22 protein-coding genes and 3 pseudogenes are annotated in these 24,153 nt (G+C 44.3%); 9 read left to right on the forward strand and 16 right to left on the reverse strand.

Going from position 1 to position 24,153, the window contains the following annotated elements:
* Window positions 1–16: 16 nt before the first annotated feature.
* Both WH298_RS04875 and mltB read right to left on the reverse strand, forming a co-directional pair.
* Entirely contained in the window at window positions 17–352 is a 336-nt protein-coding gene (locus tag WH298_RS04875) for a zinc ribbon domain-containing protein YjdM (protein ID WP_007893266.1), read from the reverse strand.
* Between the two features lie 85 nt (window positions 353–437).
* On the reverse strand, window positions 438–1,520 hold the full coding sequence (mltB, locus tag WH298_RS04880; RefSeq protein ID WP_007893263.1) for a lytic murein transglycosylase B: 1,083 nt from the start codon (window positions 1,518–1,520) through the stop codon (window positions 438–440).
* Between the two features lie 563 nt (window positions 1,521–2,083).
* Between mltB and WH298_RS04885 the strand changes: the two are divergent.
* A pseudogene (locus WH298_RS04885) lies at window positions 2,084–2,696 on the forward strand (Fic/DOC family protein).
* A gap of 285 nt (window positions 2,697–2,981) precedes the next feature.
* Here WH298_RS04885 and WH298_RS04890 read toward each other — a convergent pair.
* From WH298_RS04890 to WH298_RS04910, 5 genes are all read right to left on the reverse strand, one after another.
* On the reverse strand, window positions 2,982–3,149 hold the full coding sequence (locus tag WH298_RS04890) for a hypothetical protein (protein WP_180822332.1): 168 nt from the start codon (window positions 3,147–3,149) through the stop codon (window positions 2,982–2,984).
* A 237-nt stretch (window positions 3,150–3,386) separates the two neighbouring features.
* Window positions 3,387–4,196: an HNH endonuclease family protein gene (locus WH298_RS04895; protein ID WP_180822333.1), complete on the reverse strand. Its 810-nt coding sequence runs from the start codon at window positions 4,194–4,196 to the stop codon at window positions 3,387–3,389.
* On the reverse strand, window positions 4,196–5,797 hold the full coding sequence (locus WH298_RS04900) for an AAA family ATPase (protein ID WP_180822334.1): 1,602 nt from the start codon (window positions 5,795–5,797) through the stop codon (window positions 4,196–4,198). The genes WH298_RS04895 and WH298_RS04900 overlap by 1 nt, the downstream gene beginning before the upstream one ends.
* A 9-nt stretch (window positions 5,798–5,806) precedes the next feature.
* On the reverse strand, window positions 5,807–7,546 hold the full coding sequence (locus tag WH298_RS04905; protein ID WP_180822335.1) for a restriction endonuclease subunit S: 1,740 nt from the start codon (window positions 7,544–7,546) through the stop codon (window positions 5,807–5,809).
* Window positions 7,546–9,081: a class I SAM-dependent DNA methyltransferase gene (locus tag WH298_RS04910; RefSeq protein WP_180822336.1), complete on the reverse strand. Its 1,536-nt coding sequence runs from the start codon at window positions 9,079–9,081 to the stop codon at window positions 7,546–7,548. The genes WH298_RS04905 and WH298_RS04910 overlap by 1 nt, the downstream gene beginning before the upstream one ends.
* Before the next feature lie 345 nt (window positions 9,082–9,426).
* On the opposite strand from WH298_RS04910, the gene WH298_RS04915 reads away from it, so the two are divergent.
* A complete protein-coding gene (locus WH298_RS04915; RefSeq protein WP_180822337.1) occupies window positions 9,427–11,556 on the forward strand; it encodes a helix-turn-helix domain-containing protein in 2,130 nt (709 codons plus the stop codon).
* Between the two features lie 66 nt (window positions 11,557–11,622).
* Here WH298_RS04915 and WH298_RS04920 read toward each other — a convergent pair whose 3' ends face one another.
* Both WH298_RS04920 and WH298_RS04925 read right to left on the reverse strand, forming a co-directional pair.
* On the reverse strand, window positions 11,623–12,822 hold the full coding sequence (locus tag WH298_RS04920; protein WP_180822338.1) for a hypothetical protein: 1,200 nt from the start codon (window positions 12,820–12,822) through the stop codon (window positions 11,623–11,625).
* A 316-nt stretch (window positions 12,823–13,138) separates the two neighbouring features.
* A complete protein-coding gene (locus WH298_RS04925) occupies window positions 13,139–13,324 on the reverse strand; it encodes a helix-turn-helix transcriptional regulator (RefSeq protein ID WP_180822339.1) in 186 nt (61 codons plus the stop codon).
* A 376-nt stretch (window positions 13,325–13,700) separates the two neighbouring features.
* Between WH298_RS04925 and WH298_RS04930 the strand changes: the two genes are divergently transcribed.
* Window positions 13,701–14,186, forward strand: coding sequence for a hypothetical protein (locus tag WH298_RS04930; RefSeq protein ID WP_180822340.1), 486 nt, complete (start codon window positions 13,701–13,703; stop codon window positions 14,184–14,186).
* Window positions 14,187–14,206: 20 nt separating this feature from the next.
* Here WH298_RS04930 and WH298_RS04935 read toward each other — a convergent pair whose 3' ends face one another.
* The 5 genes from WH298_RS04935 to WH298_RS04955 form a co-directional block, all read right to left on the reverse strand.
* Window positions 14,207–15,136, reverse strand: coding sequence for a tyrosine-type recombinase/integrase (locus WH298_RS04935; RefSeq protein WP_180822341.1), 930 nt, complete (start codon window positions 15,134–15,136; stop codon window positions 14,207–14,209).
* Between the two features lie 46 nt (window positions 15,137–15,182).
* Window positions 15,183–15,635 carry a RadC family protein gene (gene radC / locus WH298_RS04940; protein ID WP_180822342.1) on the reverse strand — a complete coding sequence of 151 codons (453 nt, stop codon included), beginning with the start codon at window positions 15,633–15,635 and terminating at the stop codon, window positions 15,183–15,185.
* Between the two features lies 1 nt (window position 15,636).
* Complete coding sequence (locus WH298_RS04945; RefSeq protein ID WP_180823689.1) at window positions 15,637–16,098, reverse strand: hypothetical protein; 462 nt, start codon at window positions 16,096–16,098, stop codon at window positions 15,637–15,639.
* 119 nt (window positions 16,099–16,217) lie between these two features.
* Window positions 16,218–16,640: a DUF2787 family protein gene (locus WH298_RS04950; protein WP_180822343.1), complete on the reverse strand. Its 423-nt coding sequence runs from the start codon at window positions 16,638–16,640 to the stop codon at window positions 16,218–16,220.
* 462 nt (window positions 16,641–17,102) lie between these two features.
* Window positions 17,103–17,672, reverse strand: coding sequence for a hypothetical protein (locus tag WH298_RS04955; RefSeq protein ID WP_238344410.1), 570 nt, complete (start codon window positions 17,670–17,672; stop codon window positions 17,103–17,105).
* A gap of 36 nt (window positions 17,673–17,708) precedes the next feature.
* Here WH298_RS04955 and WH298_RS04960 point away from each other — a divergent pair, with 36 nt between their 5' ends.
* The 6 genes and pseudogenes from WH298_RS04960 (at window position 17,709) to WH298_RS04985 (ending at window position 20,995) form a co-directional block, all read left to right on the forward strand.
* Complete coding sequence (locus WH298_RS04960; protein WP_180822344.1) at window positions 17,709–17,987, forward strand: helix-turn-helix domain-containing protein; 279 nt, start codon at window positions 17,709–17,711, stop codon at window positions 17,985–17,987.
* Between the two features lie 2 nt (window positions 17,988–17,989).
* A pseudogene (locus WH298_RS04965) lies at window positions 17,990–18,517 on the forward strand (hypothetical protein).
* Between the two features lie 12 nt (window positions 18,518–18,529).
* Window positions 18,530–18,889: an acyl-CoA dehydrogenase gene (locus WH298_RS04970; RefSeq protein ID WP_180822345.1), complete on the forward strand. Its 360-nt coding sequence runs from the start codon at window positions 18,530–18,532 to the stop codon at window positions 18,887–18,889.
* Between the two features lie 24 nt (window positions 18,890–18,913).
* Window positions 18,914–19,123, forward strand: a complete 210-nt coding sequence (locus WH298_RS04975; protein ID WP_180822346.1) for a DNA translocase FtsK — start codon at window positions 18,914–18,916, stop codon at window positions 19,121–19,123.
* A gap of 446 nt (window positions 19,124–19,569) precedes the next feature.
* Window positions 19,570–19,794, forward strand: a complete 225-nt coding sequence (locus tag WH298_RS04980; protein ID WP_180822347.1) for a hypothetical protein — start codon at window positions 19,570–19,572, stop codon at window positions 19,792–19,794.
* Between the two features lie 277 nt (window positions 19,795–20,071).
* A pseudogene (locus tag WH298_RS04985) lies at window positions 20,072–20,995 on the forward strand (IS5 family transposase).
* Between the two features lie 335 nt (window positions 20,996–21,330).
* Here the strand turns inward: WH298_RS04985 and WH298_RS04990 are convergent.
* Together WH298_RS04990 and WH298_RS04995 are read right to left on the reverse strand one after the other, a co-directional pair.
* Window positions 21,331–22,443 (reverse strand): hypothetical protein, encoded by a 1,113-nt coding sequence (locus WH298_RS04990; RefSeq protein ID WP_180822348.1) that lies wholly within the window; start codon window positions 22,441–22,443, stop codon window positions 21,331–21,333.
* A gap of 30 nt (window positions 22,444–22,473) precedes the next feature.
* A complete protein-coding gene (locus WH298_RS04995; RefSeq protein ID WP_180822349.1) occupies window positions 22,474–23,967 on the reverse strand; it encodes a hypothetical protein in 1,494 nt (497 codons plus the stop codon).
* Between the last annotated feature and the right edge of the window lie 186 nt (window positions 23,968–24,153).

A 24,153-nucleotide genomic window follows, 5' to 3' on the forward strand; every position in this document is an offset into this window, starting at 1 on the left:
CGTCCAGTCATTAATTCTAGTTCTTTTTTACAAATTCAGATTTGAGTTTCATCGGACCAAAACCCTCGATCTTGCAATCAATATTGTGATCCCCTTCGACTAAACGAATGCTTTTTACCTTGGTGCCGATTTTTAACGTGGAAGAACTGCCTTTAACCTTGAGATCTTTGATAACAGTGACGCTATCGCCATCCACCAATAAATTACCGTTGGCGTCGCGTACAACTAAACCATCCACTGCATCATCGCCACTTGCCGTCCAGATATGACCACAAGATGGGCAATTTAGATTATCGCCATCTTGCCAGGTGTAATCGGCCTGGCATACAGGACAGGCAGGTAAGGTACTCATAAGCGCTCCTCAGAAGTAGGATGCGGTGAAGATGGCACCGCAAAAGGGCCGCCATCTTATACCCTCACACTTTACAAGGACAGCATTAAAAGACACTGCCCTGACGCGCTTTAGCGACGGCTTCACCCAGTTGCCACACCGCCATTGCGTAGTGCGTGCTGTGGTTATAGCGGGTAATTGCATAGAAATTTGGCAGGCCATACCAATACTGGTAGCTGGTGCCGAGGTCCAGACGCAATAAACTTACCTGATTATTACCGTCCAGCGATCCTTGCGGCGTCAGGCCACTTGCCGCTAAGGTGCTGACGGGATATTTAGTTTTGAAGCCATTCTCTAATGCTGGAGCCTGGCCGCTCGCAGGAACCGCAACATTTTCTCCAGCACGCCAGCCGTGTTCTTTAAAGTAATTGGCCACGCTGCCAATCGCATCAACCGGATCCCACAGGTTAATGTGGCCATCACCATTAAAATCAACCGCATATTGCTTGTAAGAGGATGGCATGAACTGCCCATAACCCATCGCACCGGCAAAGGACCCGCGTAGATCCAGCGGATCATCTTGTTCTGTACGCGCCATCAGCAGGAAGGTCTCCAGCTCACCGCTGAAGTAGGCCGAACGACGTGGATAGCTAAATGACAGCGTTGCCAGCGCATCCAGCAAGCGCGTTTTGCCCATCACCCGGCCCCAACGCGTTTCGACACCGATAATACCAACAATGATTTCCGGCGGCACACCGTAGACCTGCTGCGCACGCTGCAGTGCATCCTGATACTGATTCCAGAATGCCACGCCGTTCTGCACGTTATCCGGCGTAATAAACTTATTGCGATAGCGAATCCACGCGCCATTCGGTCCGGTTGGCGGCGTATAGCTTGGAGCTTGCTGGTCCATTAAACGCAGTACGTAATCGAGACGCTTCGCCTGGCCAATGACCGCGTGCAGCTGCTCACGATTAAAGCCGTGCTTTGCCACCATTTGGTCAATGAACTGCTCAGCAACTGGATTACCGGCAAAATCGCCAAACATAGGCTGAATCGCGTGGGAAGGCTCCAGTAAAAAACCGCCTTTAGGTGCAGGAACAACGGCGGGTTGCTGATGAGATGCAGGCTTACTGCTGCAAGCAGCAAGCAGAGTGATAAGCGGAAGAAGAGCAACCTTAAAACGCATTGGATATCCATAAGCCAGGTGAAACCGGAAGCACTCATGGTAATCGTTCATTGAAGTGACATACAGAGCAATATCTTAAAATTTAGCCCTTTGCCGCCGGTTTCAGCCAGTTACAGGGTGAATTTGCGAAACGGCTCCACACTTTACCTTTTTCGTTAAAATTTGCTTTTTACCGCTTAAGGCAATTTGTTATGGTCGGCAGCCAGAAAGCCCTACTGGCGGATGAAGGTATTGTGGCAAAAATGGTAATATCCCGCTTTCGTTATTTATCCACGATAACGGGACTTCCAGGCTGCATTGACCCAGCCTCAGGCAATTAAAAGAATGAATGTTGAGTGAGAATACGATGAAAGGAGCAGAGCAAATGGACTTTAGTGGCCATACGCCGATGATGCATTGGTGTGTTATCACTGATTACTAAGGATTATATTCCACCAGAGCATAAAAACCATACTTTAACCTACACTTATGTAACAGCATGATTTTACGGATATTGTTTGCCATGCTCATCCAGCGTTTTAATCTCTCTGTTTTTCCATCCCTCTAATAACACAGGGCATCCCATGAACCGATACCAGGTATCCAGTAGTGAAGGACAGTATGCGAAAGACACTGGCGAGTAGGTTTTGGCTAATAAACTGGGTATCTCTGCTTCCGATGAGATGGATGAGGCTGAACTTGTCCTGTTAGAACATCTCTACCAGTCCGTTTTTGAAGAACAGTTCCCGGATGGATAGCTCAGCGTAGCCATGCTAAAAAGCTGGGACTGCCGCTGGTTAGGTAACATCTACGAGTGGGCTGGACAAGAAAGAGCGGTCAATATCAGCAAAAGCGGCTTTATGTTTGCCCCTTCAACACAATTGCCAAAACTGCTGAACGAATTTGATACCAGGTATCTGGCTCAATACACACCGTTTAGCGGCATCGACGAAAAACAACTCGTCACCGCTATCGCCATCACCCATGTAGAGCTAATACTCATCCATCCATTCAAAGAGGGAAACGGACGTTTGTCGCGACTATTAGTCGACGTGATGGCCGTTCAGGGAGGATACAAACCGCTGGATTATCAAAGCTGGGAGTAAAACAAAAACCCAGTATATCTTGGCTATTTATGCAGGCGTGTTAATGAACTACGAGCCGATGAGACACTGGGTCAGAGAAGCATTAAGATAGGGTTAAACCGCAAGACATAAATGAGCGAACTTTTTGCGCGTCGCTTCAAGGGAAGCTTCGATCCTCTCCGAGGACTGCTCTGTTTCAACCGCCGTAGAAGTTGCTACTGAGCGAACGATATCGGCCCGAGATGGCTGAGCGTAGCTTGGCTGAGTTTTTTGTTATTGCTCGTAGTTACTCCTGAAAAGTAGAGTCTAGGCTAAAGACATCGTACGGACAGTATACCGAAACTTCTACGCAAATTCATAACAAGCCCCGTCAAAGACTAACTCATCGGCCAAGCCCTTAAAGTAAGACATTATGTATGAAACGGTTGGCTAAACGGGCAACATCCTTATCAGACAGGTAAACAACTGAATGTTTCTCAAACGCCCCCATGCTTTCAATGACAGCATTCTGTAAGGCATCCCCAAGCATAATTTGCTCGATATCGTTATGGCGAAGTTGATCCACCACTGAATCATTTTCGGAAATTTTAGCCGCAATACCATCATGCAATACCAGTTTGTCAGCATTGGTCGATTCTTCGCTCCTAAACGCATCAACTTAAGTTGGTCCCGCAGAGATTGAATGTTTAGCAAGAATTCATTCATGTATATTGGTTTTTGTTAATCCATCCTTGAGGCTAGGGTGTAAGCAACGCTCAACGAATTGCGCTTAAATGCTCGCCTGGTCCAATAAATGCTTGCGCTAATCCAAGTTCAATATTTCTTTTACTTCAGGGATCTCTCTATGCGCCCGCAAGTACACAACGGCTGCGCGCGATAACTTTTCAGTATCTTTTACCATTCGACGCAGCTTAGCTTTGGCTTCTTGCACATCATCATTAGCCTTTATTTTCCTAACCTGCCTCTCTACCTCTAAGCGTATTATGTTCCTAGCCCGTACTATTCTGCTTTCGTGGAGGTGAAAAATTTCAATAGAATTTTGTACTTTTGTTTGCTGCTCAACTGTTGCTGATGGCTTAGCGAGTGGCAGCCCATCGTTATCAAACCAAAGCAACTTTTCATCATCGGGGTTAAAAGGATCAAGAAAGTATGGTCGTTCATTGCTCAGATTTCTTTGGTCCGCAGGTGTAAAGGCCCTCTCCCCTGGGTTTTCAAGTGGGAAACGACAAGCTTTACCACCCTCAGTTTCATCAAAAACTCTACGGCTATTACAAAACGTGCAAGCGCACCGATAATTTTGCCAATCGAATGCTAACCACCAGTAGCCATCATGTTGCTTATCATCTTCAACCTTATTCTTTGGTCTGAAATGATCAACTGGCATATCTGACCGGATCTCTTCAGCTTCGCAATACCAACATTTTCGCTTTAAAGAGTCAGGTAACAATTTATAGAATTCACGCCAAACATTTGAGGAAGCGACTCTTTTTAATATCGCCTTCCTTGCTTCTTCGTCCGGAGCGGCAATTAATTCAGCTTTAGCTTGGTCAGCCATATCTTCCCACGCCTGGGTCAAGCATTCCTCAATCTCATCCTTACAAATCCAACGCATTAATGATTTTCCTCATGTTTAGCGTGGTACTTATTACGAAGAAACTCAAGGTAATCTGGGTCATCTGTTGCTAAGTTGAACCCCAAATGCTCGAGCTGCGCATTAAGCCTGGCTAAGTATTGCTCTTCATCCTCAGGTGGAAATCCTTGCTCGCGAACTAACTTCTCTTTAGATAAAATTTCCTTTGCAGCGAGTGCATTCCTACTGGTAAGCCTATGGTTAGTATCATCGTCGAGCGTTGTCTGCAGACCAAACATATCGCTACGCAAAATTAAGTTGATCCCCATTCCTCGCGGGTTTTCATCAGGCATCTTGGCAGATATTTGCTTTTCATTATCGCGTTTCATAACCTGAACTTGCTCTTTCTTAAGCTCTGCAATAGCTAGAGGATGATGAGTAACCATCAGTAAGTGACTCGTTTCGTGATTAGGTACAAAATCACGCAGGAATTTAAGGTATTTAACAGCCCATGACGGGTTCAGGTGGGTATCAGGTTCGTCGAGCAAAAACAAGGAATCTTTACCGCCAGTGAACTTGAGCAGACCCAATACGGTTAGTAGTTGTTGTTCACCTTCACTTAGTTCACGGAAAGTAAGAGGATCTTTGCTGCTAGAAACTTTCACTCGTATGCTAACTTCGGAGATAATTTCCGACAGAAGAGTACTTTCGAGCATTTTAAATAGCTCGTCGGCACTGAGATCACTTGCAAATTCGCGTAGCGCGTTTACATCTGGTAAAAATAGGTGAAAAAATTCATTACGAATATTATTACCGGTTAACGAGGTATCTTCTTGGCGAACCACTTTTATTGGCGCGAGGGTGTGTTGTATCAGTTCATCCAAAAAGCGACGAACAACGCCTCGTGCTCCCCAAAATAATTCGCCCTTCTGTTTAGCCCACCCAGGCTGACGCATCACAAAATGAATACTATCCAATCCTTCAATGCCTAAGTGTTCTCGCAAAAACGCCTTTTCTGTGCTGTCATGCTCTGATAAGAAAAAAGCAAGTAATACAAATTGGCTATGATGAGGTTTAGCATAAAATAATGGTCGAATATCACCTTTTAGATCCAGCTTATCTTCTAGTAGCCTACGATAAAAATCGGTACGGTGTTTTTTAAAATGGTTTTCGAGACGATCACTTGGGCCTGAGTAGTACGCAAAAACATAGTTCGGCAAGTATGGTGCATTACCATTTTTATCCCGTTTAAATTTTGAAAATGGGATGAGGGTACCTGAAGGCAGCTCATCAAAAATATCCTTTGGTGTAGCGTCAATTAAAAGGTCACGCACACGAACTTCATATTGTTTTGCTAAAGTGCCGCGATCTGGATCGGCATCAATGATTATTTCCAACCATCGTTCACTGGGCTGATTGGGTTTGTGGCACTCACCCAATCGATAAATTAGCTCGTAAGAAAAAGGTGGAGTTTCACCAAGGTCAACGTTACGAAATATAGCCACTAAGGCTTCAAGCACGTTGGATTTACCTGAACCATTACGGCCCACCACTACTGTCATCAGATGGTCTTCGTCAAAGTCCACTTTCACATTTTCAAGATTTTTAAAGCGTGAGCGAATATGTAGTTTGTCGACTTTCATGAGCAATCCTTAGCTCTTAGCTTTATTCATAGGTGGTTTAGCTAAGGCAAACCAATCCTGGCTGTCGTCACCGCGCTCAAGCTTTACAATAGACTCTTCAATGATAAGAGCTTCACGGACATCCAAAAAGAACTGTTCCAATTGATCGGTACTGCTGTCGCTGGGGTAGCCAGCCGCGGCTAACAATTGCTGGCCACTAAGAGGTTCTCCAGCCTGTTTTAAAGCTTCAACCACTTTTATGATCTGTCTGCTCATACGGCTACCTGTCTTCTTTTTTATAACGCAACGTTTTGGTTTAGGTTGTCTCTCGATGGCTTCACGTTTGGCCTTAATTTTTTCAAGCAAAGCTTTAGCACTGTTGTCGCCACTGATTAACTCTGGGTTAGCTGCGCGCCAGTCAGCAGTGAGTTCACCACGAAAAGCTTTAGCCAGAATGGATTGAGTTAGATTATTGACCCGCTCTAACCCATAGATGATTTTTTGTTCTATTTTTTCAGCATAAGCGAAAAGTTCTTCCACACGGCGAGCAATTTCGATCTGTTCATCGATGGAGGGAATAACTGCAAACAAAGAATAATGTGCTGTAATAGGAACAAAATCTCTCGTTGTTTGGGATTTAATGGCATCTACTTGTGACGTAAACGCGTAAGACTTGAGCATAAGCGAATAATAGCTGTTCGAAATATATTTCTGGTTTAATCTTATATACGTGGTTTGAGGACTTAAAACAGACGCTCTATCTGCGATACTTACCCTACCTACTGTACCCTTATGGGAATAAATGACATCTTCAGCTTGGGAAAAACCTACTTTTAGCTTCTCCAAGGGTTTTCCAGAAATCTTTGGAGCGCCAGCATAATCAATTTTTCCATGCTCACTCATCTGAGCGGCGGTAATGAAAGGAAGTCCTTCTTCAGTAAACTCTAAAGACTTAGGATGATTGGCCCCATGATTACCATCTTTAATGTCAATTATTGCGCCTTTGCGTAACAATGATGCTACGGACAGTACATCCCAGCTCTCAGGAAAATTAGATTCATTTAGTGCATCAGGGAAAGCTACCCTATCCGGTAACCCTCTTCGCGTCTTATTGTTTTCTGGCAATTCACGAACCTTTGATTCAAGTTTTGAATTTAAAGTTCTCCACGCCTCCGTTAACTTCCCATTTACTGCGGAGGTGAGGACTGATTGGCGGAAAATTTTTAGAATTTCAGGGATGCGTTCGAGACGGGCTTTAGAACTTCCCACTTTAGCCAACAGCATGTCGAGTTTATCAGCTATAACTTTTTGTTCGGCTAGCGGAGCTAGAACAAATGGGGCAACTAATCCATCCTGAGTTCCAAGCCGGGGCATATTCACCCCATAGCTTACAGAGTTTACATAATCTATAAACTTATCGTTTTTTAACCAGTAAAAAAGATATCGGTTGCAAATATTTGGTTCAGCATTTAGAGGTATGATTTCAGTCGAACAAACACCAGAGTTGTCAGCAATGACAACTTTATTTAAGTAAGGTCGCAGTTTTCCGTAAAGGACATCGCCTTTGCTGAATTTATTTTTTGTGCTCTTAAATGGTCGTGCACTTGCATCTAACCGTTGAATAATCTTCGAGCTATCTTTTTCTATATCTTCAAGCTCAAGTATCCAAGTGTCGCTCGTCACGTCAGATAATTCACATTTTTCAGTTTTACCGTAGGGAACTACTTCACCCAGCTGAACTATCAGCCATGGTAGAGAAGTCGCAACCATTATTCAGCCCCTTCCAATGCGACCAGTAAACCACTCAGCTCAATCAGTGCAGCTTCCAATTCTTCTTTTGCCGCCCGTGCCAATAGGTCCGGTTCGGGTAAACCAGCTGCATCTACGCTGTTGTTGTCTTTCAACCAAGAGATATCCAGTGAGTCGCCTTTGTTGTTGGCAATCCACTCACGGCTAAAGCAGCGCCAACGAGAATGGGCGAGGTACTCATCAATATCCTGGTTTACTTCTACGGCCTCTTCATCTACTTCAATCTCTTGTGCACCAAAGCTGTATTCACCTTCATTACGCTTGCTGGTTCCATCATTATTGCCACCAAATACTTTTTCGAATGCTCCGAGATGTGGGTCTGTGCCAAAATCTTCTGGCGCAAAGCCAATATCAGAATTACCAAAGGGTGTTCGCTTACCAAAATTGGGCATATTAGTTCGCAAGTCGTACACCCAGATGCTCTCAGTACAGTTTTCTTCCTGATATTTATTTTTGGCAGAACCTTTGGTGAAAAACAACACATTAGTTTTGACGCCATGGGCATAAAAAATACCAGTTGGAAGGCGCAAGATAGTATGCAAGTTGCACTTATTCATTAAATCTTGACGAACATCGGTACCGACACCAGATTCAAATAACACGTTATCAGGTAACACAACAGCAGCTCGGCCGCCAGCTTTAAGACTCAAATAAATATGCTGCAAAAAAGCGAGTTGCTTGTTTGCATTAGGAAATGGAATGTCGTTTCGTAAAGGACGCTGCCCCCCAGCTTTATTTCCAAAGGGGGGGTTGGCAACAATTACATCTGCCTCATCCAACGCCGTTGCATCTTCGGTCAATGCATCGCCATAAATAATGTTCGCGTCTAAATCATGCAAGAATGTATTCATTAAGCAAATTCGACGAGTATTTTTCTCTATTTCTACCCCTTGATATTTGGGAGGGTTAGCATGGTACTCTTCACGAGAGCATTTGTTTCGAATATAACTATCAGCAGAAACTAAGAAACCACCACTTCCTGTAGCAGGGTCTTGGATTAGCTCCCCTAGGTTCGGTTGTATTAATCTTACTATAGTGTTAACCAAAGGACGTGGTGTGAAGTACTGCCCTGCTCCAGAACGAGTGTCCTGGGCACTTTTATCAATTAAACCGCTGTAGAGGTCACCAAACCCATCTTTCCCTATTTGGTGCCACTCTATTTTTGAAATACCATCTACAACAGCTTTTAGATTTTCGGAATGGGAGAAAACTGTCGTAGGAAACGCGTAGATCGCTCTTACAACTTCATTTTCAACATTTGCTCCCAAATGGGTTAGCATTTCTTGATAGAAGCCTAATAATCCTGCTTCTGAATGAGACTCGAGATCAGCCCATCGATAGCCTTCTGGTATCAGTTTTTCTGAACCATTTTCCTGAGCAATCTTAAGAAACAACAGGTAGCTTAGTTCAGATACATACTGGTAATAGGTGATACCGTCACCTCTCAGTATGTTACATAGATTCCAAATTTTTTGAACGATTGTTTCTTGCTTCATAATGTCAATTAACTCTGGATAAAAATATGCTCACTATAAACGACGTTACACCATAACATCATGAAAATATACAAATAATTTCCAGTAATCTTCTCAAATCTGTGTGGCCTGAATAATTCCTAACATCAATACTTAGCGTGTTGGCAACCTACCAATCTATGGATGGTAATTTAGCGGCCCCCATAGTTATGATGTAGCTATCAAGATCTCACTATAAAATATAAATATATTATTTATCAATGATATAAAATCAATCCAGCCATACCAAAAAAGCATTTCACTACATTCGATTGATTTTAGTGAAACGTTGCTGCATCATTTCATCATTGAAAATGGAGCACTGTGATGAAAAAAAATATTTCCCCTTTAGAGTTGGGCCAGCATCTAACACTCGTTCGTGAGCGTGCCGGTATCAAGCAAGCTGAACTTGCCCGTAAGGTAACTTGGAGTGCAACAGTTTTATCTCGTATTGAAAGCGGAGATCGTTCGGTTGATGCCGGCGAGCTATCCATGTTATTAGAGGCTATAGATACTCCAGAAGCCCTAAGACTACGCACAATTATCGAGCGAGACTGGCAGGTAATGGAACGTCCAAGCTTGGATCATCCAGATCAAGATCTTTTATGGTCTGCAGAAGAAGTAGCTAAACAATTAATAGAGTTAGCCCAAAGGCCCGATACGAAGCATGCTTTTGAACGTCGTTTATCTACTTACGTAGATGAGCTAAAGGCTTCAGCAAGTCTGTTGCTCAAACGCGAGCATCAGGTTGCTTTTATAGGAAGTATTGGTATTGGCAAATCTACTGCAATCTGCAGACTTACAGGTCTTGAGGTATCAGTGACTGAAACAAGCCCTCTAGCCCCCGTACTTGAGGCTGGTGCTGGCGGTATTACTGTTTGTGAAGTACATCTAAGACAGGGGCCGGGTTACGGTCTTCTAATTGAACCAACATCAGATGATGCCATTCGCTCCCATGTATCTGATTTTGCAGAATATATTAAAGGCAATGTCTCCCAAGGCATTACCGGAGAAGAATCACAGGGCATTTCAAAAGAAATAGAAAGGGCTATTCGTAACTTAGCAGGATTACGCATTAGTAAAAGCAAGGGAGAAGACGGAAAAGTTGTCCGTAGCGATGAAGCTAAAGAGCTTGCGAAAACACATGGAAGCACCCGCGAGGTTGTAGTCGAAATACTTTCTAGAATGGAACTGCCTCGCCGTGACCGTCGAGATGTCTGGTACGATGCCAGCACAGGAAAAGAGCCTTTAAATTGGTTAAAAGATACATTTGAGGAAGTTAATAATGGGCGTCATCCGGAGTTTACACTCCCTGCTCGTATAGAGGTAATTGTACCGAAGCAGTTGCTTCCTATTAATGATCTATCGGTGCGCTTCATTGATACTAAAGGCATTGATCGCACCGCTGCACGATCTGACCTTGAAGGCCTGCTTTATGATCCTCATACGCTGGCAATCCTTTGTTCTGGCTTTAACAATGCCCCAGCAGCGGAGGCCAGATTACTGCTAGAGCGAGCCAAAGATGCTGGTGTTCGCGATCTTATCCAAAAAGCAGCTTTACTAGTCCTCCCTCGTTCTGGTGAAGCACTTGAAGTAAAAGATGAAGTAGGATTGAAAGTTGAGAGTGTTGAAGAGGGCTATGAGCTAAAACATGAACAAATATCTATGAGTTTAGCTCCTCTAGGATTATCTGAATTAGCAGTTGGCTTCTTTGATTCTCGTCAGGATGATCCAGCACTGTTCCAATCTTTCCTCTCAGATCAATTGGACAATGTACGCCGATCTTTCGGTCAACAATTAGACGAAATTATCAGCAACGCCAAAGTTCTTCTGCAAAACTATGAGCAGGCGCAAACCCAAGAAGTCATCCGTCAAGCAGCTCAACAATTGAGAACTTGGATAAATCGTCATCGTTCACCTGAACATTTGAATCTACGCGTGCAAGATAGTCTTATTGAGCAATTGGGTCACGCTTACGCCGCAACAATAAGAGCTTCTGTAAATCGAGATGGTGATTGGTACAACTTGAACTTCGGTCATCATTTAGGATACGGGGCTAGAAAAATTGCAGTTCAATCACTTCACTCTGCAGTATTAGGGTTTACTGAAATTTGTCAGAACATGGCCGTCACTCCTGATCTAGAAGAGGCAGCAGAATTACTTGGGCAATCCCAGCGCTTACTTCAGACAGCCTATGATGAATTGCTTACAAAAATCCAGATCATGGGCCAAACCTCCTTCCGTGAAGAGTTAAAGCAGGATAGAGATTTCTGGACCAGTTGCCAGAGAGAGTGGGGGCTGGGAAGTGGCTATAAGGTTAGAATTGTTTCGCATAGTGGAAACTGGTTTAAAAATCCTGAGAAAAAGCAATTAGAGGATGAACTGTGGTCAATGATTCAACGCGAATGGAACTTAGCTCTTAATCGGGTTGAATCGTTGCTCGTTACTGATGAATAACAATCGAGATAATTGTGAAAGGTGTTATTAGCTTTATGGCGGTCATTTGACCGCCATAATTGCTATTTAACGCCTGCGCTCACGCCGAGAACGAGCGCCAGATAACCTTCGTTTTTTCCGCTCAATCTTGGCTTGTGATTCTGTCTGGTTGCTTGCTGGTCTCTTCCCAGTTAGGCCAGCCAGTATCTTGCCCATAGCGTCAACACAGTCGGACCAACAGCTCCATACCTCGTTTGCACTAAACAGCTCAACCTTTCGACGCTCAAAGATGCGTTCAGCTGCCCGACCTATATGTTTCCCGGTGTTGCGGTAGAGAAGATTAACTAGCCCCTTGCTACTGTTAGTGTCAGACCGATCGACTTTGTACCACTCGTTGAACATGTCAGACATTAATGCACGATCAAATATTTGAAGGCGGTGTAGGGGATTCTTCATACTTTTTAGTTTACTGAGCATGACGACCTTCCCCTCTTTGGAATATTTCCCCGTTTTGTTCTTCTTCTCCTGAACTCGAAACTCAGCACGCAGCAGTCCCGGATACTGCTCCTTTTTAAGGTCTATCAACAGCTCTTTACGTATCCTGTCTTTGCCGCGATGATCTTTCTCAAAAACATGGAAAATAGCTCGCTTAAGCCCTTCAACCTTGGCATTGCTAGCGTCTACTTTCTCGTAAAGATTTAAGCTTAGCGCTGATTTTTTCCCTATCTGCAACCCCGGTAATCCATATGGCTCACAAAAATCTTCATAAGCCTTAGCCCAGCTTAGCCACCAGAAATAATCATCCAGCTTGCATCCATAGATGTCTAACGCTATGTCTACACGTGTAACCCAAGCACGGGACAATATCGGGAACAACAGCCCACCAAGTGCAGCATTCAATTTATTCAACAAAGTATCCATCCCCACACCTGTAGTACGCTGAGGATGAATCTGAATAGAGATTCCTCCAATATTTTTGAACCGTGGATTTGTACAGATAGTTAACAGCTTGGGCGAACCAGTCCCACACTCCGAAATATGAAGACCTTTCCGGTACGGAGGTTTCTTCTTACTCCGCTTATCCATATTCCTGTGCTTAACTTTATACTCCCCCTTTAATTTCTTTTTCAGAAGCAGCAAACAAGCTTCGAAAATCTCCTTCTCATCCTCACTACCATAGTCAGAAACTGCAGTTAGCCAATCAATATGCATAGCCATAGGATAACGACCATATGTTTGACCAACGAGCATTCCTTTATTCATTTTAATATTCTTAACATTAAGCATATAAACTCCGATTTGAGTCTAATGCTCAGCGAAGCTTCTAACCTGTATATCAAGTTGATGGCAGGCTAACCGTATTCACCTGCAATTTACGAGATAGGGATGCAGATATTTGCTTGCAGCCATCCGACCAGATTAGATACTCACCCAACGATTTACATGCGGAGAGTTAAGCAGTCACCCACACTAATACGCATATGAGACATACCAATCTGATTAGCTGGTGACAATAGCTATCACCGTAAGCATCTATGTGGATCTGAAGTTAGTTCTGAAGCTGTGCTGAGCTGTGTAACTTGACTGATGTTATAAGCGCCAATTACTTGACGCGCTTACGCTCATCCAGCCATTGATTCACTTCATGCTCGTAGAAGCCTACAGACCGCGTGCTGAGGCGAACCTGCACCGGAAATTCTCCGCGCTCCAACAAGCGATAAAGTGTCGCCCTGCTCAAAGCACAACGCTCAAGAACTTCCGGGACTTTGATGATACGAATTGTGGTCATGGCACACCTGTTTTGGTTACGCATCGGCTGATGCGAACAGGCTTTTACAACCAAACTTATCTATTAATATTCAACAGCTTAACCACTAACACTGCGCGTAAAAACGTGACCGCAACAACATTTTCATCAAAACCGCCCGTCGTGACCATCACGAAAATCAAATTCATTCTCTTTCAGGCAATAGTGATGACACACATCGAAAACTGTGACCAACACATTACAATATATGGAAACATAAACGTGACAGTCACGATTCTCTCATCATATATTTGTGTGAAGTGAATTGAAGCTTCCATTGACCATCAAGGGGGAGTAGATATTGACAATCCTCAAGAAAACCATAAAGTGATATAAAATCTTATGAGGTAAAGGTGATATGAAAAAAGAGAGTCGAGCTAAGTCTAATGCGGAAAGACAACAAATTCGCCGTGAAAAACTTAAAAAGGAAGGAAAACGAAAAACAATTTATTTAAACAGCAACACCCTTGAACATCTCAATGAAATAGTTAAGCGCACAGCAAATAGCCGCAACCAAAGAAATGACACTGAAAAAAACAGCTCTGCCATTGATGAATTGATTAATCAATATTATCTTGATCACATTTTAGAATATGAGCATGAGTCTTCAGAAAATCTTGTTGAAACTTACGGGCAAATTTGGGATAAGATATTTGAAGGGGAAAGCAATGGAGACATTGCACGAAAATTCAACGAAGAAGACATTCCTTTACCTCTATTTTCTGATGGGAAAACTGGCATTCACTTTAAGGCTATAGCATGGACAGAAAAGTACGTTATAAAATGCTCAACCGCGAGCATCATAATAAAAGCAGTAAAAGACAATGAAAGCAAAAACGATTAAAGTACTTTGCCTTATATATTTTAAAAAATATTTATAGACTTACTTGCATTACACTGCGTGACTTTATTACGAAAGTCATATCGAATAGTTGTTGAAATATCTCGATGCCCTGCCAATTGTCGCACGATATTAATATCAACACCCTGATCTAGTAGACGGGTGATAAATGTGCGTCGCATGTCATGCGGGGAAAAACGTGCTATGTCTGACGTTTGCTGTAATTCCGCCAGAATACCCGTTAAGCCGGTCGTAGTCAGGGAAGAACTGACGGCTTTGCCATTACGCTGAATACGGCTGAACAGAGCGTTTTCAGCTTCGTTTGCGCTGACTTTCAACCACGCGCGGATGGCTTTATCTACCGCTGCCGCCACATGAATTTCCCGGTATTTCCTCCCCTTACCCTGCCTCACCGTCAGTATGCCGTTGTCATAGTCCCGGCGCTCAAGTTTAACCAACTCCCCGGCCCGGAGGCCCGTTCCGCAAAGTGTCAGCACAATGGCGACATCTCGGCAGCGACGTACCGGTAGCGGATGCTGTTTTGCTGTCTGAATCAGTGCCCGGATTTCCTGCTTGTTTAACGCCCTCCCCTTACGCTGAATATCGCCGTTCACGCGCTTAACTGACCGGATACGTGCCAGCGTTTCGGCATTCATGCAATTCAGGTTAAAAGCCGTCTGCGCCACACCCCGCAGCGCTGATAACGCCATGTTGACCGACGACACGGCGTAACCGTCATCCAGTAGTGCCGCGCGCACTTTGGCGACGGCGGCGAAGCTAAGCTGCTCCCATTGGTAATTATCTGCATCCGCACCGCGTTTAAGTATACTGGCGCTGCGGTTTAACAGGCTGGTGATCCCACGTCGTCCATAGGGAGCAAGACCGTTGATATACGCTTCAAACACGGTTGTTTGCACTACCGGCACGACCTGATGTAACGCAGCCCCGCTCATGCGTTTAGCCCGTGATAACGTACATTAAACCAAGTAACTGTTCGCATCAGACCAGCCCCCGCTCAGCCATTGATACAGTTTCAGCGCCAGCTACGATGAAGTGATCTAACAATCGCACGTCCAGCATCTCCATCAGTGCCTTTAGTTCTTTAGTTAAACGGATATCACTACGGCTGGGTTCAGGCTCGCCGCTGGGATGATTGTGAACGAGGATAGCTGCGGCGGCGTTGTGTTTCAGCACAAGCTTGATCACTTCGCGGGGGTGAACGCTGACCGTATTCAAAGAGCCCCTAAACAAAGTTTCCCGATGTAACAGCTGGTTCTGGTTATTGAGCAGGATGATGCCAAACTCTTCATGTTCAAGCGTTGCCAGCTCAACCATTACGCACCGTCTGACATCATCAGGACAGGATAGCTGTACGCCATGCTGATAATACCTGCTGATAATGTCACGCGCCTGATCGAGGATGCGGGTTTCACGTTTGGTAAACATCATCATGTTAGAACTCCCGTTCAATAAAATAGATAGCGTCTGCAAACAGCTGGCGGCGGGTTACGCCAGTACGCAGGGAGAAAGCTTTACGGGGCATGGTGGTTCGCCCGTTGCTGTCGAAGAAGCAGAGCATTTCTTCATCCATTTTGACCAAAAGGGACCAGTGAAACTGGTCGCTGAGCATAATCAGGCGGGAATGGTCAGTGACGTCAAGGAACCGCTGCATTTCCCTGAAAAGCCGCCCGTCTGTTAATCCCCGCTTCCCGGCAAAGGGTTTGGTTATTTCAACCGGGAACTGGCGGCTGTAATGCCCTTTTTGCAAAACCTGAGCCATCAGCCAGTCGAGGCGATCTTCCTCAATTCCTTCGGTCAGCCATTCCTTTAAAGGCCAACGCTGCTGGTAGGTCTGAATAAGTCGGTTCATTAGTGGGCGTCGCTTAACTTTGCCGTCGTATAACCAGCTCAACATATTAACCACGCAATAAGCACCACAAAGACAGTCCAGTTCGCCCTGTTGAGACGCACGTATTCCTCTGTAAGTTGTCACAGATAGTTCTCCATTAATTAGTGATATTCAGTGCGGAGGGATCAGCTTTCCCAGAGGATTTGCGGGGTGTAAATGCCCATCTGCCAGTAGTTAACAAAGTTGGACTGCCACAGCTCAAATAATTCACAACCTTCTGCATGGGATAAATCCCCAACTCCTGCACAGAAAACGTAACGTTGTGACCAGCTGAAATCTAATTGCTTTTCCAGTTCGGAATAGATACGTCCCATATAAGCGAAATCAGTAATGTAATCGAACCAGAACTGGTCATTTTTATGAGTAAGCCTGATTTCTACCGGGTGATAGCCGCCCTCATCATGGCTGTAGTGCATATCCCTGAAGATAAGTGATACTGCTAACAACTTTGACTTCATGGGGGGACGCTCACCCATTTCTTTAAATAATAAGTTAATCAATGCCTGATTAACCGGAAGGGAATAACCTTCCTGATATATTTTATCCATATAAATCTCTCGCCTTACTTAACTATAGGTAATGGGTTTAATTGATGAATTATATTGCACCCATTCATTGTAAGTTATGTATTAAAGATCATTCATCAACTACGTAACAGTGACATGCAGAGTCACCTCAGCGCCTTTCAAGTTCATATTCAATAAACAAAAAACTCATATAAATGGAACAGCATCACTTACTGAGCACTATTAATAAAGCAGTGGAAACACCATTAATATAAAGAAATAACCAGCATGATGGTGTTTTGTATACAGTCACCCCTCCTAGAAAGGATGATTTAAATTTTAAAGTCAGTTAAATAAATGGCTGGCAACTAATAATAGCTTTCCAGTAATGACATTATATCAAAGTGATATATATCGATCAAATAATACCAGCAAGAAACTATTTTAATTGAAACGAAATGAAAGGTATGAAATTGAGAGAGATAATATCCAATATATCGACATTTACTTCGAAATACCTTCCAGCAATTGTTTACGCTGTTCTTCTGATAAAGCCATTAACTGATGGGCCAGTGAAATCACTTCCGCCGGCATTGAGTGATGTGTCAGCGAAAGATCGTCAGCTGCTTGTTGAAGAGCCTGTTGCAGCAAGCGGTCTCGTGAATGAGGTTCCATGCTCTTAAACAATTGAACCCAGAGATTGAGTTGTTCATCAGCACCGTGGGGAGATGCTATTGATTGAATAGCCTGCTCTGCCCGCTCACTTTTCAGCGACATTCCCGCAGCACGAATATGATACTCAAAGCCTTTATGCCCGGTTCTCTTTCTTTTGATTTCAGGGTGCATTACTGCCAGCTTCTCAAGACGCAGGCGGCAACCCTTTGCCGTACCCGGCATTCCCGCTATTCCAACGAATGCCTGTGCTGAAAGCCACTGTTCGCTGTCACCTTCATTCTCGGCAGTAGATGAAACGTCCAAAATATTTTTCATAAATTTAATCCAGAATATCAATACGTTAAAAAAAGGAACATACAAAACCATAAAGAGAACTTGATAAGTTCCTTTTATTCGCATTTAATATCCTTGTACTGATACAGAGGAGTTAACACTGTGAATAACCACGTAGCATCGCAAAAAAAGCGAACTAAAGGAAGGGCTAAGGACTGGCACAGGGCCGACATTGTGGCTGCACTACACAAACGTGGAGTAAGTCTGGCGCAGTTATCCCGCGATCAGGGATTAGGTTCCCGTACATTGAACAATGCTTTCAGTCAGCACTATCCGAAGGCAGAACGGTTGATCGCAGCAGCGCTGGGCATGATGCCCGAAGATATATGGCCCAGCCGTTATTTTGATAAACAACCTTCAATACATTCCGGCAAGGATTAGCCATGGCGACCACCATCACTTCGGTGACAAAAAGCTTTGAGTACTTCTTTCATTCCCTTTACCGCACTGAGTTTGTAAAAACACTACGCCTGAATGAGTGTAGTTAAAGGGAACTTCTACCTCTGGTTCGTTGCTACCTTTTAGGCTGTTTCTCCGACGATGTATCGCCTGAAGTGAAAGGGAAACTTCCGGGCTCTATTACGGGAAACGGCTATATCGACTTTGTAATAGATGATGTGGCTGTTGAGTTTGCCGTCCGTAAACCCACCGCAGCCAAATCAACGGTATCAGCCACAGTCAACAGCACTGAAATGAAGAAACTGATGAAGTATGACGGCAAAGCATTGCTGGTACTGTTCGACTTCTCTACCACGCCCTATTCGGAAGCCCAGATTGAGGCTTTCCGCGACTGGCCTTCTCTCGGCAAAGGCAATCACAAAAAGTCGGCGTTTAATGTTGCTTATTTTTATGTCGAAAAACGCAGACCGCTCACTTTCGGGAAAATCACCAAAAATATTCGTATTAACTGACAAGGAGTAACGATGAAAAGGGTCATTTTAGCCACCCTAGTATTGAGTACATCAGCTCTGGCTACCGCCGCAGAGTATTTCAAACCGAACGGATCACTATCACTGGTAGCGGGAGGTAATGGTGTGGAATTCAGCATTAATGCAGCAAGTAAAGATGCTTCAGGTATCTGCAATATGGAAGGCTCAGCGCAATCTATTGGTCCCGGTAAAAATCAGAAGCATCGCTGGGTTTATAACGATAAATCGACCCAATGCGTAGCAGCCATCAGCGAGCAGAACAACGGCAGAGTGACGGTAATAACAAAGGGGTGTGAAGGCTATTGCGGCATGACCTCCATTGGAGCAATGGATGGGATTTACCAGAAAAAATAGCGAGGAAATGCAGGGAGATGGAATGTGAGTGAGCAGGAACGGGATGATCTTAACCGTAAAATGGACGCGGAGCTTTACGATAAAACGCTTCAGCTGATTATTCATGAAGGGCTAACAGAAATTAAAGTCAAAACGGTACAACTTTATTTTCGCGTGGGGTATAACCGTGCAGCCCGAATAGTTGAACGTCTACGTCTGGAAAAAATATTAAATCATGCAATTAACAAGGATTAATCAAATGATATCAAAATTAGTTTTATTAACCATCTCTGCAAGCCTGCTGACTGGTTGTGGGGACAACACACCAAAATGTAATAGTGATGATGCTAAAAGTCTAGTAGTTGATATTTCGAAAAAAAAATCAAGAAACAATTTGACCAAATCAGGAACTCACAGATGGCAGGGATGGTGCCTAAGGATGCAGATAACATTCAATTAGCCGTTATTAATGTCAGAACTATAAAGCATGACTCCTTGCTAGATGCCTACTCATGCTCTGCCGACTTGAAAATGACTTTACCAGACAAGACAACTAAATTACCGATAACTTATAATATCCAAAAGTCGGATGACAGTAACGGGCAGTTTTACATAAACGTATTTGGCTTGTAAAACGCTTAGGCAATATCAGGGATTCCTTGGGTTAAAATAATTGAAATTTTAACCCAAAAGGAAAGTTGATGAAGAAGATCACCATGTTTGCCATTATCACTATGACTTTAATTTTTTGGCTCATCATATATAAGGCATCTGAACCTGAAAAAGATCTCCCTATTAATACTCCCCTCATCATTAAATCTCACTTACCAGGTGCATGTAAGGCCACAGTTTTTGAAACTGCTGGCAATATCATACGAAATGCTTCTATCGTCGCGTGCAGGGTGCAGTTTTATACACATTACTAATTTTACTGCATTCTCTAACTGCGCGCAGGTGCAGTATACGCCATCGAAAAATATATTTGATGTCAAGATCTGTATTCACCAACCCTTGCTTTTCCTGTTCAATTGAAGAAAATTCCCATATACAACCAAGGGCCTTGCCCATGTGGAAAGGGCTGAAAAAATCAGACAGAATGGCACCATGTTGACGGACAAAACAGCAAGGCTTTGTTGAATAAATCGAACTTTTGGCCGTAATCAGGATCAGATCACCACATTCCCGATCCTGTAGCGGTATCACGTGGCAAAACAAACGTTCAAAATCACCAACTGGGCTGAATACAACAAGGCGCTCGTCAACCGGGGTTCACTGACATTCTGGCTTGATGAGTCGCCCATCCAGGCCTGGTATGACGAGCCAGGCACGTCTTCACATGGTCATCCGCAACGTTATTCTGAGCTGGCTATTACCACCGTACTGATGCTCAAACGCGTCTTTCGCCTCACGCTGCGCGCCGCGCAGGGATTTATTGACTCCATTTTTACCCTGATGAAGCTCCCGCTCTGTTGCCCGGATTATTCCTGTGTCAGCAGGCGGGCTAAGTCCGTCTGCATCCCTTTAAAAAACCCTACACGTGGCGAGATTGCCCACCTGGTTATCGACTCCACCGGATTAAAATTCTTCGGTGAAGGTGAGTGGAATGTGCAAAAACACGGCCAAGAAAAGCGCCGCATCTGGCGTAAACTGTACCTGGCGGTAGACGACGGTACACATGAGGTTATCTGCGCTGACCTTTCCCTGAACAACGTGACGGATGCAGAGGCCTTCCCGGGGCTTATTCGCCAGACCCACCGGAAAATCAGAACCGTCTGCGCCGACGGCGCTTATGACACCAGACGGTGCCACGATGAACTGCGGCGTAAGAAAATCAAAGCACTGATCCCACCGCGAACTCGCGCAGGTTACTGGCCGGCTGAATATGCCGACAGAAATTAGGCGGTTGGCCGGCAACGGCTGACGGGAAGCAATGCGTACTGGAAATGGCACACGGTTTACAACCGGCGTTCGGTGGCTGAAACGGCAATTTACCGTGTCAAGCAGCTGTTTGGTGGGCATCTTACGCTGCGGGATTATGATGCGCAGGTTGGGGAGGCTATGGCCATGATCCGCGCCTTAAACAAAATGACGCGCGCAGGGATGCCAGAAACTGTCCGGATTGCCTGAGGGAGTCAGCGATGAGGAGAGCTTTTATCTAAATCCGATTTATTCAACAAAGCCGCATGAATGCTGTGGGTTCGATGGATGGCCTCTATAACCAATAACACAAACAAAAATGAGACATCCATCAAAAATTGCTGGATGTCTTTCACCAACAAAGCATTAAAAACCACAAACGTTAAGCAACGACACCGCTTCTGAAATACCTACTATTTCGGTACAAAGTCGGAGCAGAGCCTCAGTAAGCTATGAGCGAAAAGGAAGATAATCGACGTCACCACTGACAATAAAGACCTGTCCGGGAGACCTCATATCAAATTCGGTTTCGCGCTATCCAGATACTAGCGCGCAAGGTAAAATTTATCAGACAATACCAAGATAGCCTGCTCCCGTTCTTCTGCCGTATCTGGCAATGACGAGGCGCGCATTTTCAGGTTCTCAATACTCTCCAGCATATTAAGAATTTCCGTTATCGCACAATGCAGATTCTCATCTTGAGACACAGGAGAATCACCTTTCACACGCCCTCTTACCGCTAGTTGATCAGACGAAAACTCGCTGAAATAGGCACGCAAGCGTTCTGCCTCTGGGTTGCCACGAAATTTGAGCCGCTGAACGTCATTATAATCGGGGCAGAGCTGGTAGCACATATCTCGGAAACCAGGGTATCCCTCGACGAATTCCTTTTGCAGATCTTCCACGGCAAGCGTTTTCAGTAATCGCATCAGTTCGTTCTTTATCCCCTCTAGATTAGTCAAATAGTCTGGCGTGTTACGACCTCGGTGAACCAAACTTAGGATGTTCAAACTGTTGAGCATCTCCAAAAAAGCATTGGTATAAACCTCTGCAGAAGAGCCTTTAAAACGCGGATATTCCACAATGCCTCTGGATCGCCAGTAGAATTTATCTTTATTCGCTTCCCCCCATTTAAATTCACCATAGGTCACGGCGCAGTCAACATTGTAGCCGTTTCGGCACGTCATACCATCAATATACTCACCCATGAACTGACGCAATTTTTGTGCGAGCAAAGCTGCCGTTTTCCCTCCGTTTACTAGCAGTTGCATTGCGCGTTCACTGTCATCTTTATCGAGATCAGCGACCTCGGAGAAAAAAAAGTTCACATCTGCATTGAGCCTGTCCATATCATTTTTTATCACTTGGTCCAGTTTGCGCTCAATGCGGAATAATTTTTCACTCTGCTCACGAAACCCTGAGCGTATATCGCGATTGATAACTGACAAAGTCACCAAAAACTCATTCTGAAATTGCACCATCAGCGCCGGTGAATATTTGAGATCCTCTTTCACCATGAGTGTGTTTAGTGGCGTAGTAAATCTCCCGCGAGAATCACGTAATTGTAACCCCTCTATCTTCACCATACCGTCATCAATCTGTTTTTTGATCGTGTCGGTCAGTATTGCCTTGATGCTCATTTCCTCAAGATTAGCCATACGTAAATTCCTCATCGGCGTTATGCCAGCTTAGTCAGTAAAAATGGTCACTTTGCCCTGTTTATAGCCGAGTTGGTGCATAAACTTTTCCGCTATCCTCGGTAAAGACTGATAGGTTTCAATACCGCTGAATCTGAGATATTCAATCAGTTGGGTATCAACCCGCAGTTCCCACTCAGCAATGGACAACATTTTCTGGAAACCATCATCGACTTGCTTTGATAATAGCGCTTCCACTGCCATGTGATAACGCATATCCCAATAAAGTAATAACGCCTCAGGGTAACGCCGCAGATCAGGATAGTTGCCTTCAGGATCAGATCTGGCATATCGCTCTGCGTCTTTCAAAATAGAAGTTACAGATTGCTGAACATTCCCCGTTCCAGTCATCACCGATGGAATACGAACGCCTAACTTTTCGTCATGCAGGATCAGCGCTTTTATTATCTGCTTATTCATTTTGGGCAAAGGCCCTGTGAGATCGCGAGCGTAATGGAGAACTATACTTTCGACAAAACCGGCCTGCTTCTCCAGCGAAGGTTTAACGCGGGTAACAGCTTTTCCGGTAAGGAAAGTGAGAACATCTTTATCAGAAAACGAAGGCACCTTTGCACAACGCAATGTTCTCAACTGTAGCTGGTTTTTATAAACGGCTTGCATAACAAGATGGTTCGAATTTTTCCGCACTGAATATTCCTGCAGCGCCAGCGAAGCATAGAGCAAAAAATCGAGACGATCATAGGCGGGTTCAATTGCTTTTTTTTCCAGTATCATTCCTAGGGCTGCGTTAATGTTATTACGTGAATAATGGTCTGGGTCATGCCGTTCACCATCGATTTCACTTTTTACATAAACAGCCATCTTTTCACATGTAAGTGTGAGATTACTCGAAATACGCCATGCCTCTTCTGCGTAAGTTTTTGGCATGGAAAAGGTTAAATGGCCAAGGATTTCCGCCAGTACAGCAGAGTTTTCCTCACTTTGCTCATGCTGCTGCGGGAACGCGGATCTGAATTCAAAATTCGCTTTATCGGTACTTTCAACTTTCAGTAAACGGAAGATCTGCGGACGGTAAACCCGGCAAATACGATAGAAAAGTGTGACCACCTTAAACGCCAGATTACGGTCTTTCTCAAGGAAAACCTTAAAAGGAATACCGGTCAGTACAGCGATATTCTTCTTTATCTTTTTCACCAGATCGGCGACATCAGCACCTCCATAAGTTTGTGCAAGGTAGATATGAAACGCTTTCTCGCTGGAATCAGGAATAGGTTGTGAGCTACCGATTTCATAGCCACTGCCGTAGATCACTCGCTTTTGTTCATCGGACAGATAACGATGGTAGATATACTCCTGCGTTTGCAAGGTTACACCGCCACCAATGACGCTCCCGCCCAGTACGCTGCGCTGTAAAAGAGTGTCTTTATGCTGCAATAGGGTTTTCAAACCATTTTCGTCAAAAGTAAACCCCATCTGCTCAAGCATGTGCTTTATCTGTAATTCCGTAAAAGTCTGTGCAGCCATGATCCGTTCCTTATTGATTCTTCATCGGTTCTACGTTTTGAATAGCGACCAGCTTAGTCGGATTACTTTAAGCAAATAAGGGGAGAAATTTATAAAGTTCCTGCACCCGTCTGTAAGTACCAGATGTGAGATCGACTTTCCACAACGGAAGATCACGTAACCAGTTCACAAGTCACTCCAACTATA

This window comes from Pantoea nemavictus, assembly GCF_037479095.1.
Lineage (GTDB): Bacteria > Pseudomonadota > Gammaproteobacteria > Enterobacterales > Enterobacteriaceae > Pantoea > Pantoea nemavictus.